The organism is Thauera sp. 27 (assembly GCF_000310125.2).
GTDB lineage: Bacteria > Pseudomonadota > Gammaproteobacteria > Burkholderiales > Rhodocyclaceae > Thauera > Thauera mechernichensis.
Genome location: NZ_AMXB01000023.1, coordinates 1 through 14,604, shown reverse-complemented (window position 1 = coordinate 14,604; position 14,604 = coordinate 1). Strand labels below are relative to the sequence as shown.

11 protein-coding genes are annotated in these 14,604 nt (G+C 63.8%); 10 read left to right on the top strand and 1 reads right to left on the bottom strand.

Annotation, left to right across the window (positions count from 1 at the left end):
• Positions 1-42: 42 nt before the first annotated feature.
• The 10 genes from B447_RS13185 (at position 43) to B447_RS13140 (ending at position 12,959) form a co-directional block, all read left to right on the top strand.
• The gene (locus B447_RS13185; protein WP_002940925.1) at positions 43-1,368 is read left to right on the top strand and encodes an HD-GYP domain-containing protein; all 1,326 of its coding nucleotides are present in this window, start codon (positions 43-45) and stop codon (positions 1,366-1,368) included.
• A 2-nt stretch (positions 1,369-1,370) separates the two neighbouring features.
• Positions 1,371-2,660: a GGDEF domain-containing phosphodiesterase gene (locus B447_RS13180; protein ID WP_002940924.1), complete on the top strand. Its 1,290-nt coding sequence runs from the start codon at positions 1,371-1,373 to the stop codon at positions 2,658-2,660.
• Positions 2,661-2,743: 83 nt separating this feature from the next.
• Positions 2,744-3,220, top strand: a complete 477-nt coding sequence (locus B447_RS13175) for a DUF2946 domain-containing protein (RefSeq protein ID WP_232431621.1) — start codon at positions 2,744-2,746, stop codon at positions 3,218-3,220.
• Between the two features lie 134 nt (positions 3,221-3,354).
• Positions 3,355-3,810, top strand: a complete 456-nt coding sequence (locus B447_RS13170) for a copper chaperone PCu(A)C (protein ID WP_002940919.1) — start codon at positions 3,355-3,357, stop codon at positions 3,808-3,810.
• Between the two features lie 182 nt (positions 3,811-3,992).
• Positions 3,993-6,134 carry a TonB-dependent receptor domain-containing protein gene (locus B447_RS13165; RefSeq protein WP_002940916.1) on the top strand — a complete coding sequence of 714 codons (2,142 nt, stop codon included), beginning with the start codon at positions 3,993-3,995 and terminating at the stop codon, positions 6,132-6,134.
• 96 nt (positions 6,135-6,230) lie between these two features.
• Complete coding sequence (locus tag B447_RS13160) at positions 6,231-8,222, top strand: TonB-dependent copper receptor (protein WP_002940907.1); 1,992 nt, start codon at positions 6,231-6,233, stop codon at positions 8,220-8,222.
• A gap of 97 nt (positions 8,223-8,319) precedes the next feature.
• On the top strand, positions 8,320-8,988 hold the full coding sequence (locus B447_RS13155) for a Crp/Fnr family transcriptional regulator (RefSeq protein WP_083491452.1): 669 nt from the start codon (positions 8,320-8,322) through the stop codon (positions 8,986-8,988).
• 57 nt (positions 8,989-9,045) lie between these two features.
• Positions 9,046-9,420 (top strand): DUF2946 family protein, encoded by a 375-nt coding sequence (locus B447_RS22740; RefSeq protein WP_332306966.1) that lies wholly within the window; start codon positions 9,046-9,048, stop codon positions 9,418-9,420.
• Positions 9,421-9,598: 178 nt separating this feature from the next.
• Positions 9,599-11,494 carry a TonB-dependent receptor plug domain-containing protein gene (locus tag B447_RS13145; RefSeq protein ID WP_002940893.1) on the top strand — a complete coding sequence of 632 codons (1,896 nt, stop codon included), beginning with the start codon at positions 9,599-9,601 and terminating at the stop codon, positions 11,492-11,494.
• A 25-nt stretch (positions 11,495-11,519) separates the two neighbouring features.
• Positions 11,520-12,959: a 4Fe-4S binding protein gene (locus B447_RS13140; RefSeq protein WP_002940891.1), complete on the top strand. Its 1,440-nt coding sequence runs from the start codon at positions 11,520-11,522 to the stop codon at positions 12,957-12,959.
• A 78-nt stretch (positions 12,960-13,037) separates the two neighbouring features.
• On the opposite strand, the gene lpdA is transcribed toward B447_RS13140, so the two are convergent.
• The coding region (lpdA, locus tag B447_RS13135; protein WP_002940888.1) for a dihydrolipoyl dehydrogenase at positions 13,038-14,604 on the bottom strand (1,567 nt) is incomplete at its 5' end.

Below are 14,604 nucleotides of genomic sequence, written 5' to 3'. Positions count from 1 at the left end.
TGAAGAGGGGCAGCGGTAAGTTCACGTTATGGGAGCCATCGTTTGAAGCGCACGCTGTCGACTCGTGATGTGAAGATCGGCATGTTCATTGCCGAGATCGATCGTCCGTGGATCGAAACGCCGTTCCGCTTGCAGGGCTTTCTGCTAGAGAACGTCGATCAGATGCGTGCGCTGCAGGAGTACTGCCGCGAGGTGGTGGTCGATCACACCCTGTCGGTAGGCGAGCATCACAGCAGCAGGGTGATCGATGTAAGCGCGCGTCTGCTGGGGCTGGACGGTTTGCCGCGCAGCCATCCCAGCGATGTCGAGTCCCGCCTCCAGGCAAGCCAGTTCCTCAATGTTGCCCGCAGCTTCAAGGGCCGGATCCATACGACGCGCGTAGCCCATGTCCCGCGTATTCGCAGCGAGGATGGGCGCAGCCGTCTCGAGTCGGAGCTGCTCTATTCGGCCCCGATCGTCGATGACGTCTATCGCGCCCTGCGTGAAGCTCGAATGGAGATCGACAGCGCGGGCGCTGTCGATGTCGAGCGCCTCGACGGCCTCGTCGGCGAGATGGCCTCCGGTGTGGAGCGCAACCCCGATGCGCTGCTGTGGCTCACCCGCCTCAAGCGCACCGATCACTACGCCTACGACCATGCGCTCAATGTCTCTGTCCATGCAATGGTGTTCGCGCGCTTCGTCGGCCTGAGCAGCCGCCAGGTGAGGCAGGTGGGGCTGGCGGGTTTGCTCCAGGACATCGGCAAGGTACAGATCGACTATGCGATCCTGAGCAAGGCGGGCCCGCTCGACGACCGGGAGTTCGAACTCGTCAAGGCGCATGTCAGCAACACGGTCGACCTGCTGCGGGCGAACGAGGATTTCGATTCCGAGGTGCTGGGAATCATCGCCGCTCACCATGAGCGCTTCGACGGCACGGGCTATCCGCGCGGCCTGGCGGGCATGCGAATCCCCTTGTCCGCCGAGATCGCCGGCATCGTCGACACCTACTGTGCGATGACCCGAGACCGGGTCTATCGCGATGCGGTATCCAGCCAGAGGGCGATGGAGACGCTCAATCAGCTGCGTGGCACCCAGTTCCGCGACGCCTTGGTCGACCAGTTGCTCCAGTGCATTGGCCTGTACCCGATCGGCACACTGGTCGAACTCAACACCGGGGAGGTGGGCGTGGTGGTCCAGCAGAACCAGGTACGCCGGCTGCAGCCCCGGGTGTTGGTGCTGCTCGCACCAGACAAGACGATCGATCGTTTTCCGCGCACGCTGGATCTCATCATGCAGCCGTTGGCGCACTCCGGCGAGCCGTATCGGATCGTGCAGGCGTTGCCGCCCAACGCGCACGGTATCGACCCTACCGACTTCTTTCTGGTCTGAGCATGGACGTCCGTATCCCGCCCGGTCTACTGGCGGCCTTGTCCGAACTTTCCGCGCGGCTGGTCGAGCAGAAGTCCACGGATTGTGGTGTCGGGGTCATAGCCTTTGCCGTGATCCCCGATCCGCTGATCCTGCGCCTGCCGTTGGAGCATGTGCGCAAGTTCGAGCGCGCACTCGAGCGCCGCCTGCTGAACAGCCTGCGGGCGCAGGATCTGCTGTTTGCCCTTGACGGCAACGAGTGGTTGATCTTGCTGCCCGCGCTGTCGAGTCCCGCCGTGCTGACCTTGGCCATGCTCAAGCTCGATCAAGCCTTTGGCCGCGAGCCGGTGCAGGTGGAGGGGCTGGACCTGCAGGTCAAAGTCGTCAGCGGTGCGGCGATGTCGCCGATCCACGGCCAGGATGCCTTTCACCTCCTGCAGTCGGCACGAATCGCCTGCCTGATGGCGCAGCGCAATGGGTCGGGCAGCCAGGTTTACGATCCGTCGATGGATCGGGTTTCGCCGCATGCGGCACGGCTCGAACGCGACTTGCGCGAGGCCTTCTTCGGTGGCAGTGCGCCCGAGCTCCATCTGCAGCCCAAGATCCACGTCGCCAGTGGCGAATGCCGCAGTGCCGAGGGCTTGCTGCGCTGGCGCGACAGCGGCGGCGAAGCCGTGCCTCCGCCCGTAGTCCTTGGGCTGATCGATCGACTCGGGCTGCGCCACACCTTCAACCGCTGGTTGTTCCAGCATGCAGCGCGCACTTTGCACGGGCTGCGCATGGCCGGGCTCGACATCGAGTTGTCGATCAACCTCTCGGCCACCGATCTCTACGACGCGGAAGTCCCCGACCTGATCGAGCAGGCACTCAAGACATGGAATGTGGCTGCAGCCGCGCTCTGCCTGGAGATCACCGAAACCAGCATGCTCGAGGAGGCGGAGGGCGTTGGAGTGACCGATGTGCTCAAGCGCCTGCGCGAGCTCGGGGTGAGTCTCTCCATCGACGACTTCGGGACCGGCTTCTCCGGCATGAGCCGCCTCAAGCAACTGGCGGTGCAGGAGGTCAAGATCGACCGCAGCTTCGTCACCGATCTAGTGAGCTCCGAGCGTGACCGCGAGATTGCGGACTCCATCATCGATCTCTCCCATCGCCTTGGCCTGAAGGAGACGGCCGAGGGTGTAGAGCGTGCGGACACGGCGCGCGTGCTGGCCGAGATGGGGTGCGACTTCATCCAGGGCTTCCTGTACTCCAGGGCCTTGCCGCTTGACGAGTTCATCGCCTGGGTGCGTGCCCGAGCCGGTATCTCGATCTGAAGACGAGGCGCGATGAGCTGCGGCCTGCGGCGTATTGCCGCAGCTTGCAGCCTGCAGTGTGCGGGAACTGACTGGAATCAATTGTGGGGCAGCGCCTGCCGGTATACTCCGTTCCGTTCCAGAGCACAGACCGAATCCATCGACTCGTCATGCGGCGCCTAAATCAACCCCTCTTCGCCTGGCTCGCGATCTTCGCGATGATGATGGCGGCGCTCGCGCCCACCATCAGCCGGGCGATGGGGCCGGATGCAGATGGACGGTACCTGATCGAGGTCTGCTCGGCTGAAGGGTCGGGTTGGGTCGCGGTCGGCGAAGATCAGTTCGGCCTGTATTCAGTACAGGGCCCGGCTGGTGGGGACGATGGCGATCCCCTGCAGGCCTTCAAGCAGTGTCCTTACTGTGGCGCCCATGCCGGCGTGGCCTTGTTGCCTGCCCTCGCCATCGCCAAGCCAGGGCCGGACGCGACGGGCAAATCTCATCCATGGCTTTTCTTCCACGCACCGCGTCCGCTCTTTGCATGGTCGCCGTCGCGTCCGCGCGCGCCTCCGCTACCGGCCTGAGCACTCGCCTCCCGAGTATGCGTGGGCACCGCCGTGTCACGCGTCTGGGAGGGTAGATCCCGGTTGATCCGGCGCGAGCCGATCGTTCCGCCTCAACCGTATGCCGTATGCGCCCCATTCTGGAGAATTCAGTCATGAAGAAGATTGCCCTTGCCACCCTGCTCGCCCTGAGCTCCCTCCACACCCTCGCCGAGGTTACCGTTGCCGAGCCCTGGGTGCGTGCCACCGTGCCGCAGCAAAAGGCCACCGGCGCCTTCATGCAGCTCAAGTCCGACACCGGCGCGCGCCTCGTTGCTGCAGATTCGCCAGTGGCCGGTGTCGTCGAAATCCATGAAATGCTGATGGACAAGGATGTCATGAAGATGAACCGGATCGACGCGCTCGAGCTGCCGGCCGGTCAGGTCGTGGAACTCAAGCCCGGCGGCTACCACGTCATGCTGATGGACCTGAAGGCGCAGGTGAAGGAAGGCGAGCAGGTGCCGCTGACCATCGTCGTCGAGAACAAGGACGGCAGCCGCCAGTCCATCGAGCTGAACGCCCCTGCGCGTGCGCTCAATGCGCCGATGAAGATGCAGCACGGCAAGCACTGAGCCCGCCTCGGCGCCTCCGTGACAATGGGCTGATTTTCCCGCCCGGCGTTCCGTCGCGCCCCTAGCACCTCACCTCTGTACATGAAGCCATCATCCAGGCGCCCAAGGGCGCCCGGAGGGGCGGACTCATGCCTGCGCCAGGCGCGTCCGGCACGGCTGCCCCAGATATCGAGAGCACTGAAATGAACAAAAATCTCCGCCGCCTGCCGCTTGCAGTCGCCATCTCCCTTGCACTCCCGGCGCTCGCAAGCGCCCAGGATGCCATGCTTGGCAGCGTTGTCGTCACTGCACCGCAGATGGCGCAGCCGCTTACAGTTGAAGTCGACCCGAAGGCGCCTCAGCAGCCGCTGCCCGCTAGCGATGGCGCGAGCTTGTTGAAGAACATTCCTGGCTTCTCGATCATCCGCAAAGGGGGCACGGACGGCGACCCGGTGCTGCGAGGTCTTGCCGGCTCACGACTGCCGATCCTGCTCGACGGGATGGATTTCCACGGTGGCTGCAACCACCGAATGGATCCGCCGACGGCGTACGTGTTCCCGGAGTCCTACTCCAATGTGCGTGTCATCAAGGGACCACAGACCGTGCTCTATGGCAATGGCAACGCCGCCGGTGTCGTGCTGTTCGAGAATGAGCGTGTGCCGATCTCACCGGGCGTGCGCGGCGAGGGCAGTCTTCTCGTGGGCTCGTGGAGTCGCCGTGACGTGTTTGCGAGCGGTGAGGTTGCCGGCGAGCAGGCAGCGCTGAAGGCCACGATCACACATGCCGAGTCCGGCAACTACGAGGACGGCGACGGCACCGAGATCCACTCGCGCTTCAAACGCCAGAGTGCCACGCTTGTCGGCAGCTACGAGCTGGATCGCGATACCCGGATCGATCTGGACGGTATCGTCAGTCGCGGCAAAGCGGCCTATGCCGATCGCGCCATGGACGGCAGCAAGTTCGACCGCGAGAGCTATGGCATGACTTTCCGCAAACAGGATCTGTCGCCAGTGGTCAAGGCGGTAAACCTGCGGCTTTACCACAGCTATATCGACCACGTGATGGACAACTACTCGATGCGTGACACCGCCTCGTGTGTTGGGGGCGCGGCGACCGGATGCGCGGCGATGAATCCCGACCGTGAGACGGACGGTGCGCGCGTATCGGTCGACCTTGCGCTCGGCGCACGTAACCAGCTCACCCTCGGAGCAGACTGGCGACGCGATGAGCACACCACTCGTCATCAGCGGGGTGCCAGCGCAGCCGCAGCAGATACCTACAAGACCAGAGACCGTCTGACCGATTACAAGAGCCGGTTCACCGGCGTATTCGGCGAGCTGACCCACGAATTGAGCGACAACCAGCGCTTGATCGGTGGATTGCGCCTGGATGACTGGAAAGCCGATCGTACGTTCATTGGCATGGGGGCAGTCGCCAGTGCCCCGGGTACCGCGCAAGGTCGGGCCAGCGAGACGCTCAGGAGCGGCTTCCTGCGCTATGAGCAGGACCTCAGCAGCCCGGCAACGGTCTACGTCGGCTATGGCATGAACCAGCGCCCGATGGATTACTGGGAGGCCAATCTCTACGAGGGCATTCAGGCTAACACCAGCGGCCTGAGGCCCGAGACCACGCATCAGCTCGATGCCGGGCTGATGTGGAAGAGCGAACGCTTGCAAGGCTCGCTGTCGGCCTTCTATGCCAAGGTCGATGACTACATCCTCCTCTACAGCGGACCCGGTGTCGGTACCGCGGGTGGGCCGATGGGAGCGGGCACCATGCCTGGCGGCGCTGGTTGCCTGGCCGCCAGCGGGCTGTCGAATTCGCGCAATCACCAGCTCAACTCGTGCCTTGCCAGCGGTAACGTCGACGCGACGCGCTATGGCGCCGAGGCTGACATCGCCTACCGAATGACGGATGCGCTGACTCTGCGTGGCAGCCTCGCATACGTGCGTGCCACCAATGACACCATTAATGTTCCGCTCGCACAGACGCCGCCGCTCGAGGCCAAGATCGGTGCGGATTACACACTTGGTGCATGGGGCGTCGGCGGCGTGATTCGCGCGGTTGCCAGACAGGATCGCATTCATGCCCGATACGGAAATATCGCCGGCGTTGACCGTGGGACGACGACACCTGGCTTCGCGACCTTGTCACTGAACGGCAGCTATGCGCTGAACAAGCAGGCGAAGATCAGCTTCGGTGTCGATAACCTGTTCGATAGAACCTATGCCGAGCATCTGAGCAAGGGTGATGCGACGATCCTCGGCTATACGAATGCAGTTGGTGACCGCGTCAACGAGCCCGGCCGAACCTTCTGGCTCAAGGCGCAGGTGGCCCTGGACTGAGATGGCTAGCGCCCTGTCTCTCCCCGAGCATGTTCGGACTTCGTGCGGTGTGGGGGGGGCGCCTTTTAATGCCATAGTTATGTTGAGAGCACTGAAATGAACAAGAATCTCCGCCGCCTGCCGCTTGCAGTCGCCATCTCCCTTGCACTCCCGGCGCTCGCGAGCGCCCAGGATGCCATGCTGGGCAGCGTTGTCGTCACTGCACCCGTGACTGAGGCCCCGCTTACCGTCACTACAGATCCGAAGGCACCGCGCCAGCCGCTGCCTGCGCACGACGGCGCCGACTACCTCAAGGCCATCCCGGGCTTCTCCGTCATCCGCAAGGGCGGGGCGGATGGCGACCCCGTCCTGCGCGGCATGTCGGGGTCGCGTCTCGGAATCGTGCAGGATGGATATGAGGTGCATGGTGGGTGTGGCGGCCGTATGGATCCGCCGACAGCCTATGTGTACCCGGAGTCCTTCGATCGTGTGACGGTGCTGAAAGGGCCGCAGACCGTGCTCTACGGATCAGGCAACTCGGCCGGCATCGTGCTTTTCGAGCGCGACAATCCGCGCCTGGCTGAGGCCGGCTGGCGCGCCAACGGCAGTCTCACGGTGGGCAGCTGGGGGCGCAACGACCAAGTCTTCGATGCCAAGGCAGGCAACCCCGACTTCTTCGCCCGCATCGGTGCGACGCGCTCGGACAGCAACAACTACAAGGACGGCAGCGGCCGAGAGGTGCATTCGTCCTACACGCGCTGGAGTACCGATGCCGCGCTTGGATGGACGCCTGACGACGATACGCTTCTCGAACTGGCCTTCGGGCGCAGTGATGGTGAGGCCGCCTACGCAGACCGTGGCATGGACGGCTCGAAGTTCGCGCGCGAGCATGTGAACCTCAAGCTGGACAAGCGCAAGCTCTCGCCGCTGGTGAGCCGTGTCGAAGCGCAGCTGTTCTACAGCTACATCGACCACGTCATGGACAACTACAGCCTGCGCCGGCCCATGGCGACGCGCAATGTCAGCAACCCCGACCGCGAGACCTGGGGCGCGCGGGCAGCGCTCACATTGACACCGTCCGACAATGTCGAACTGGTGCTGGGCGCCGATCTCAAGGATGACACCCATACCGGTCGCATGGTGTCGGTCGCTGCGCCGGCCTTCCCTGATCGCAATGCGGTAGCGCGCATGAAGGACTACAGCTTCGAGCGCCACGGCGTGTTCGGAGAACTGCGCTACAGCTTTGATGACGATAGCCGGCTCATTGGCGGCGTGCGTGCCGACCGCCACGAAGTGCGCAAGCACAGCGTTTCGCGAGACCAGGCAGATACCCTCGGCTCGGGCTTCGTCCGCTACGAGGCAGCATTCGATGAAGGGCGTGGCACATGGTATGCCGGCCTCGGGCATGCGAGCCGCTTCCCCGACTTCTGGGAGTACATGCGTGCATCTGGCGCCGGGGGTACCCGGACATTCGATACCCTGCAGCCCGAAAAGACCACCCAGCTCGATATCGGTGCGCTGTGGGCTGCGGGCGATCTGGCAGGGTCGGTTTCCGGCTTCTACGGCAAGATCGATGACCACATCCTGATCAAATGGATGCCGGCGCCAGTGGCCGTGCGCAACGTCGATGCCACGGTGTATGGGCTGGAGGGTGACCTCACCTGGCGCTTCGCCTCCAACTGGAAGGCGGTCGGCACGCTTGCGTGGGTGCGGGGCACGAACGATACCGACAACAAGGCGCTTGCCCAGCAACCGCCTCTGGAGGGCCGCGTCAGCCTGGACTACGATGACGGTCGCTTCTCGTACGGGGCGATGGTGCGCCTGGTGGCCAAGCAGGATCGCGTCCACATCGGCTACGGTGGCATCGTTGCCAATGGTGCGGATACCGGCACTACGCCGGGCTTCGCGACCCTGTCGCTCAATGCGGGCTGGCGTCACAGCAAGCATGTGCTGATGACCGCGGGTATCGACAACGTGTTCGATCGCACCTATCGCGAACATCTGTCCAAGAGTGGTGCGGCAATTCCGGGCTATATCGCGCCGAGCGGTGCGCCGATCAACGAGCCTGGTCGTACCTTCTGGCTCAAGGCGCAGGTGGCGCTGGACTGAACCCCGAACCGGCCCCGAGCGTCGCCTGAGGTGGGATGCAGTGTGTAGGCTGCAGCGCGTCCCTCGCAATCGGTGTTCGGGGCGGAGGATCGACAAGATGCAGTTGTCGTTGCCGCATGCAAGTTGCCCGCAGCCTGAGTCTAACCGGATAGCCGATGCAACTGCCGCAGGGCTCGTCTTCCATCAGCGTGGAGCCGAGATCTATTGCGGCGGGCAGACTGGCGAAGCCTGGCGCATACAGCAGGGATCAGTGCGCCTAGATCTTCATACAGGGGACCAGACCCGCTTTGCAGGGGTTGCGCTCGCGGGTGACCTTATCGGGGTTGAGGTCTTGCTGTTCGGTATCTATTCCTATTCTGCGCGGGCGCTGTCCGAAGTCATCCTCGAGCGATGGTCAGATCCCGAAGAGCAGATGAGTGCGCCCAAGCTGTTACACCTGGTGCATGGCATGGAACGGCGCTCCGCAGACTCGGTTGCTTTGCGAAGTGGGGCAGCGGAGACCCGGATCGCACAGTTGCTCGGCCTGATGGGCCGCGGTTTGGGTTTGGGGAAGGCTCGCGTGCGGGTTGCACTGCCGACCCTGCGCGACATTGCCGATATCACCGGCCTGACCATCGAGACGGTGTCGCGAACCTTGAAGAGCCTGCGCCATGCGGGGCGCCTCGAGATGGTCGGCGAGCGGCGCACGCGCGAGGTCTGGGTGCAGGCGGGCGATGGCGAGCCCGCACTGGGCGATGTGCTCGCTGGCCGCGATGATCCGCGATGATCGCTGTGGTCGTGCGATCTCATGCTGTTTGCTTCGACTCGGTCTTAGCGGGCGCGCATGATCGTTAGGGTCGCCCGCACGCGCTTTCTCGCAGGCTTGAGTGCCTTGCTACTGGCACTCGGCGCTGTCATGCCGCAACTGCTGCACCTGACCGGTGAGTCGGTCTGGGCCGAACTGTGTACCACACGTGGCGTCGAGCGCGTTGCTATCGACCGAGATGGCAACCCGATCGATGAGGATGGCGCTTCGCCTCTGTCCTGTCCCATTTGCACTGTTGGTGCCAAGGCATGGGCAATCCCAACTGGTCCTCTGGTGGGCCTCGCCGGGCCGCTCGGCTACAGGGCTTTCGCTCTGCCCGATCTGGCTGAGGCGCACCTGCTGCGCATCACTTTCCTGGCCGCATTTCCACGCGCCCCTCCTCACTCTATCTGATCCCTTCTCCCACTCGTATCGCATCCGGCGCTGCCTTGTGCCGGGTGCATTTCGGCTTGTCGAACGACACGGCCTATTTGCCGCGTTCTGCGTCGTGTTGGTACGGCGTGATCGAGCCCCAATTTGCCATCGCCCTTGGCGAGAGGGTTGCGTGGCGACAGAACAGGAAGGAATTCGGATGAGAAACATTGTCTTCGGTACGGGCTCGCTATGCGCCCTGCTCGCTGGTGGTGCAGCCTTCGCGGATCAGACGTCCGTGAGGACGCTTGACCAGATCATCGTGACGGCTACTGGACAGGCGTCCGCCGTGCGGGATGTGCAGGCGAGCGTTGATGTGGTGGAGCGCGACCGGCTTGAGCGCTATGGAGACACGAGCGTAGGGCAGAGTCTCAAGCATGTGCTTGGCGTCAGTGCTTCGAGTTCGGGGGCTACTGGGGACCTCTCACTGCGGGGCTTCAATCGCAACCACACCCTGATCCTGGTGGACGGTTTTCGCCGCACCAACAACTATGGTAGCAACAACATTTCCCAGGTTGGCTTTTTCGACATTGAGCGAATCGAGATTGTTCGTGGGCCCTTGTCGTCGCTGTACGGTTCGGATGCACTCGGTGGTGTGGTCAATGTCATCACCCGTCATCCGGGTGAGGGGGCGGGCACTCAGGCACTCGTCAGGGTCGGTTCAGCGGACGGGGGCCGCGAGTCGATTGCGAGCGGGATCAACCACCGTACAGGCGATACGGTGCTCGGTCACAGCTTCACGATCGAGCAGAACCTGCGTGGGAGGCTTCGCCATCCGGATTCGGCCAGCGACGACTACGGCCGGCTCAACAACTGGTCGGGTAGTTACCGGGGGCGCTGGACGCCCGATGCTATGCATAGCCTGGGTTGGGCGATGGAGGTCTTCGATCGAGACAGCGAGGCGAAGGCAACTGGTGCCGGCGGTTCGCATGTCCGTTATGAGAAGGAGACCCGTCACTTTGGCAGCCTCGATTATCGAGGTGCGATCGCCGATGGCGAACTCGTGGTCCGAGCCAGTTCGGGCCGGAGCAAGGGCTCCACGAATCGCAGCCATCCCGCAGTGGAGACGACAGATTTTCGTCAACTCCAGGCTGACGCTGTTTATCACTTCGAGCCCGGCACAACACACTTTGGCTCAGTCGGTATCGGCGGCACGCGCGATGTACTCGACGTCAGCATCAACAGTCGGAAGGCCAGCCGCAACAACCGTTTCGTTCTTCTTCAGGATCAGTGGCAGATCACCGATCACTGGCAACTCGTTGCGGGTGTTCGCCATGATCGGTTTGACGACTTCGGCGGCACCTCGAATCCGCGATTGTCGCTTGGGTGGCTAGATGGCACCTGGAGTGCCCGATTGGGATATGGCTCGGCGTTTCGCGCGCCCTCACTCCTCGAGCAGTATTCCCGCTTTACCCGCGGACGACTGCTCATTCGCGGCAATCCGGAACTCAAGCCAGAAGAGAGCAAGACCTGGGAGGCAATGTTGCGCAGGGAGTTTGGTGCTGGATACGTCGAGCTCACCCTGCACCGAAACCGGGTGCACGAGCTGATTGAATCTTTCACCACCACCGAGATGGCGGGTCCGTTGCGTGTAGTCGAATACCGCAATATCGGTCGTGCCAAGATCGATGGTGCAGAGTTTATCGCACGCTGGCCGTTGAGCCACGGGTGGTCGGTCATCGGCAGCGCCGAGATGTTGCGGGCAACAAACGCCGATACCGGTGATCGACTGAGTGGGCGCGCCAGACAGACCTGGCGGTTGGAAGCGCTCTACGAGCGGGGTGCCTGGGGTATGAGCGCGCGAGCCCGTCATATGCGTGACTATCTGGCGGTGGGTATCGATGCGCCGCGCGGTGCGCTTCCTTACAACTCAAACCTGACCGTGGCTGACCTGGGCGTGCAGTACCAGCATCGAAAGGGACTGGTGCTGACGGCAGGTGTGGATAACCTTTTCGATCGCCGTGATCCCGACAACTTCTCGGTCACATCGACGGGGACGCAGCGCAACGATCCGGATGCCCGGTACTTCCACCTCGGTGCGCGGGTCGCGTTCTGACGCCACCCGGCAATGGAGAAGCGATATGAATCGAGTGATCCCGATCGCGCGCGCGCCCGCTCCCGCCGTGGCGACCCGCGTGGCTAACGTACTGACCCGCTGGCCGCTACTGGGGTGGTTGCTGCGCCGCGGCTACCTGATGACCGGCTTGCGGGTGCTCTCGCTGCTGCTGTTCACGGTTGGCGTGGCAACTGCCTTCGTTACCGAGGATGCACGGGTAGGTCTGGCTACCCTGCTAATGTGGGGCGTCTTCTGGCCCTTGCTGACAAGTGTTGTCACGCCCACTTTGGGTAATGCCTACTGCGCCATCTGCCCGCACGGATTCGTGGGCAAGTGGCTGAGCCGGCGGGGCTTGCGCAGACCTTTCCCTAAGCGGCTCCGGGGAGTGTGGCTTGGTCTTGTCATCATCGTACTCGCCTACTGGGTGGTGGCCTATGCGATGCCTGGCGCGCTGTCAGCGTCGACGCGCACTACGGCTTGGTATTTCCTGATCTTCTCCGTCATCGCCTTTGCCACCTTCTTCGTGTTCAAGGACATGGCGTGGTGCAAGCATGCCTGTCCACTGGGACGCGTGTTGGCGACGCACGGCAAGGTCGGGGTGCTGCAGATCCTCACCGAAGCGGAGGACTGCAAGAGTTGTCGGACTTTTGAGTGTGCAAAAGCATGCAGCTATCACCTGTCGCCGTTCCGCTTTGAGTCGCGCAACAACATGGATGCGTGCACCCTGTGTACGGACTGCATCACCGAATGCGATAGCGCTCACTTGGTCGTCCTGCGCCCCGGGGCGGCCCTGACATTGCCGGTGACTGGCCAGGATAGACACGAAATGTGGGTGTTCCTGGTGATCCTTGGGGTAGCGGGTGTGGGTATCCAATTCTTGCACGGTCTGCAGCACACGCCGCTCAAACCCTACCTGCCCTGGGTATTGGCTGGCGAATGGGTGCATGCGAGGGGCGCACTTGATGCAAAGGTGTTCGATATCGGACGTTTTCTTGCACTCGCACTGGGGCTTGGGTTAACGCTGCTCGTCGGTACGTGGGCCTACGCGCGGGCGGCGCGAGCGGCTGGGGTCTCATGGCGTACCGCGGCCAATGGGCTCGCGCTTGCGCTGGCCCCGCTGGCGATCATCGGCTTGATTCCGCACGCGGTGACCACTTTCGCGACTCGCAATGCGCATGTCCTTGGCAATGAGTTGGGTGCCCTGTTCGGGGTGCACTTGTCCTTCCCTGCGCTTGCAGAGCGCGGGGATGCGTGGCTCGGCTGGCTCAACGTGCTGCCCTATGCTGCGCTGGTGTGGACTCTTTGGCTTGTCTGGATCCGGGTTGAGGTGCTCGCCATGCAGGCGGGCTGCGGTCGCATGCGGCTGTGGCTGTATGGCAGTGCGCCTGCTCTTCTTTATGCGTTCGTGCTCGTCATTAAACTTGCCGCTTTGGTGTTGATGCCGGGGGCCGAGCACACTCATTAGACGCCTGGTACGGAGACGGGGCGTCCCCAGCGACAGATTGCCGGGGACGCCCCGTTTAGGTCTGCGCAAGCAGCAGGATTACTTCTTGCGCATCGGCGGCAGGTCGGTGCAACTGCCATGGGCCACTTCGGCCGCCATGCCCACCGTCTCGCCCAGGGTCGGGTGCGGGTGGATGGTCTTGCCGATGTCGACCGCATCCGCACCCATCTCGATGGCCAGGCAGACCTCGCCGATCATGTCGCCGGCCGACGGCCCGACGATGGTGCCGCCGATCACGCGGTGGGTCTCGGCGTCGAAGATCAGCTTGGTGAAGCCGTAGTCGGCGCCGTTGGCGATGGCCCGGCCGGACGCCGCCCATGGGAACTTGGCGGTGTCGACCTTCTTGCCTTCGGCCTTGGCCTGCGCCTCGGTGTAGCCGACCCAGGCCACTTCCGGATGGGTGTAGGCCACGCCCGGGATCACGGTGGCGTCGAAGGCCGCCTTGTGGCCAGCGGCCACTTCGGCCGCGACGTGCGCCTCATGCACCGCCTTGTGGGCGAGCATGGGCTGGCCGACGATGTCGCCGATGGCGAAGATGTGCGGCACGTTGGTGCGCATCTGCGCATCCACCGGGATGAAGCCGCGCTCGCCGACGATCACGCCCGCCTTGTCGGCGCCGATCTTCTTGCCGTTGGGCGCACGGCCCGCCGACTGCAGGATCATGTCGTAGCGCACCGGCTCCGCAGGGGCGCCTTCGCCTTCGAACTTGACCCACAGACCGTCGTCCTTCGCCTCGACGGCGACGGTCCTGGTCTTGAGCATGACGTTGTCGAAGCGGTGGGCGTTCTGCTTCTCCCACACCTTCACCGCGTCGCGGTCCGGACCCTGCATCAGGCCGTCCATCATCTCGACCACGTCGATGCGCGCACCGAGCGTCGAGTACACCGTGGCCATCTCCAGGCCGATGATGCCGCCGCCGATGACCAGCATCTTGCCCGGCACCTGGCGCAGTTCCAGCGCGCCGGTGGAGTCGACAATGCGCGGGTCCTTCGGGATGAAGGGCAGGTGCACCGCGGCCGAACCGGCAGCGATGATGCACTGCTTGAACTTCACCACCTTCTTGGCGCCGGTCTTGTCCTGGCTGGTGCCGGTGGTTTCCTCGACTTCGAGGTGATGTGGGTCGAGGAAATGGCCGTAGCCGCGGATCACATCCACCTTGCGTGCCTTGGCCATGCCGGCCAGGCCGCCGGTGAGCTTGCCGATGACGCCGTCCTTGTGCTTGCGCAGCGCGTCGACATCGACCGACGGCTTGGCGAAGCTGATGCCGGCGCTGTGAACATGCTCGGCCTCCTCGATGACCGCGGCGACGTGCAGCAGGGCCTTGGAAGGGATGCAGCCGACGTTCAGGCACACGCCGCCGAGGCTGGCGTAGCGCTCGATGATCGCGGTCTTGAGGCCGAGGTCGGCAGCGCGGAATGCCGCCGAGTAGCCGCCCGGGCCGGCGCCGAGCACGACCATGTCGTACTCGACATCGGCCGCGCCGCCGTGCGAGGCAGCGCTCGGTGCCGCAGCGACGGCAGCAGCCCCTGTAGGCGCGGCGCCAGCCGCGAGCTTTTGGTCTGCAACCGTGCCAGCGGGGCCTCCCGAAGGGCTCGCGGCTGGCGCC

Coding starts and splice junctions, on each gene's coding strand:
- B447_RS13180 (WP_002940924.1), top strand. CDS start 1,371: ATGGACGTCCGTATCCCGCCCGGTCTACTGGCGGCCTTGTCCGAACTT.
- B447_RS13170 (WP_002940919.1), top strand. CDS start 3,355: ATGAAGAAGATTGCCCTTGCCACCCTGCTCGCCCTGAGCTCCCTCCAC.
- B447_RS13165 (WP_002940916.1), top strand. CDS start 3,993: ATGAACAAAAATCTCCGCCGCCTGCCGCTTGCAGTCGCCATCTCCCTT.
- B447_RS13160 (WP_002940907.1), top strand. CDS start 6,231: ATGAACAAGAATCTCCGCCGCCTGCCGCTTGCAGTCGCCATCTCCCTT.
- B447_RS13155 (WP_083491452.1), top strand. CDS start 8,320: ATGCAGTTGTCGTTGCCGCATGCAAGTTGCCCGCAGCCTGAGTCTAAC.
- B447_RS22740 (WP_332306966.1), top strand. CDS start 9,046: ATGATCGTTAGGGTCGCCCGCACGCGCTTTCTCGCAGGCTTGAGTGCC.
- B447_RS13145 (WP_002940893.1), top strand. CDS start 9,599: ATGAGAAACATTGTCTTCGGTACGGGCTCGCTATGCGCCCTGCTCGCT.
- B447_RS13140 (WP_002940891.1), top strand. CDS start 11,520: ATGAATCGAGTGATCCCGATCGCGCGCGCGCCCGCTCCCGCCGTGGCG.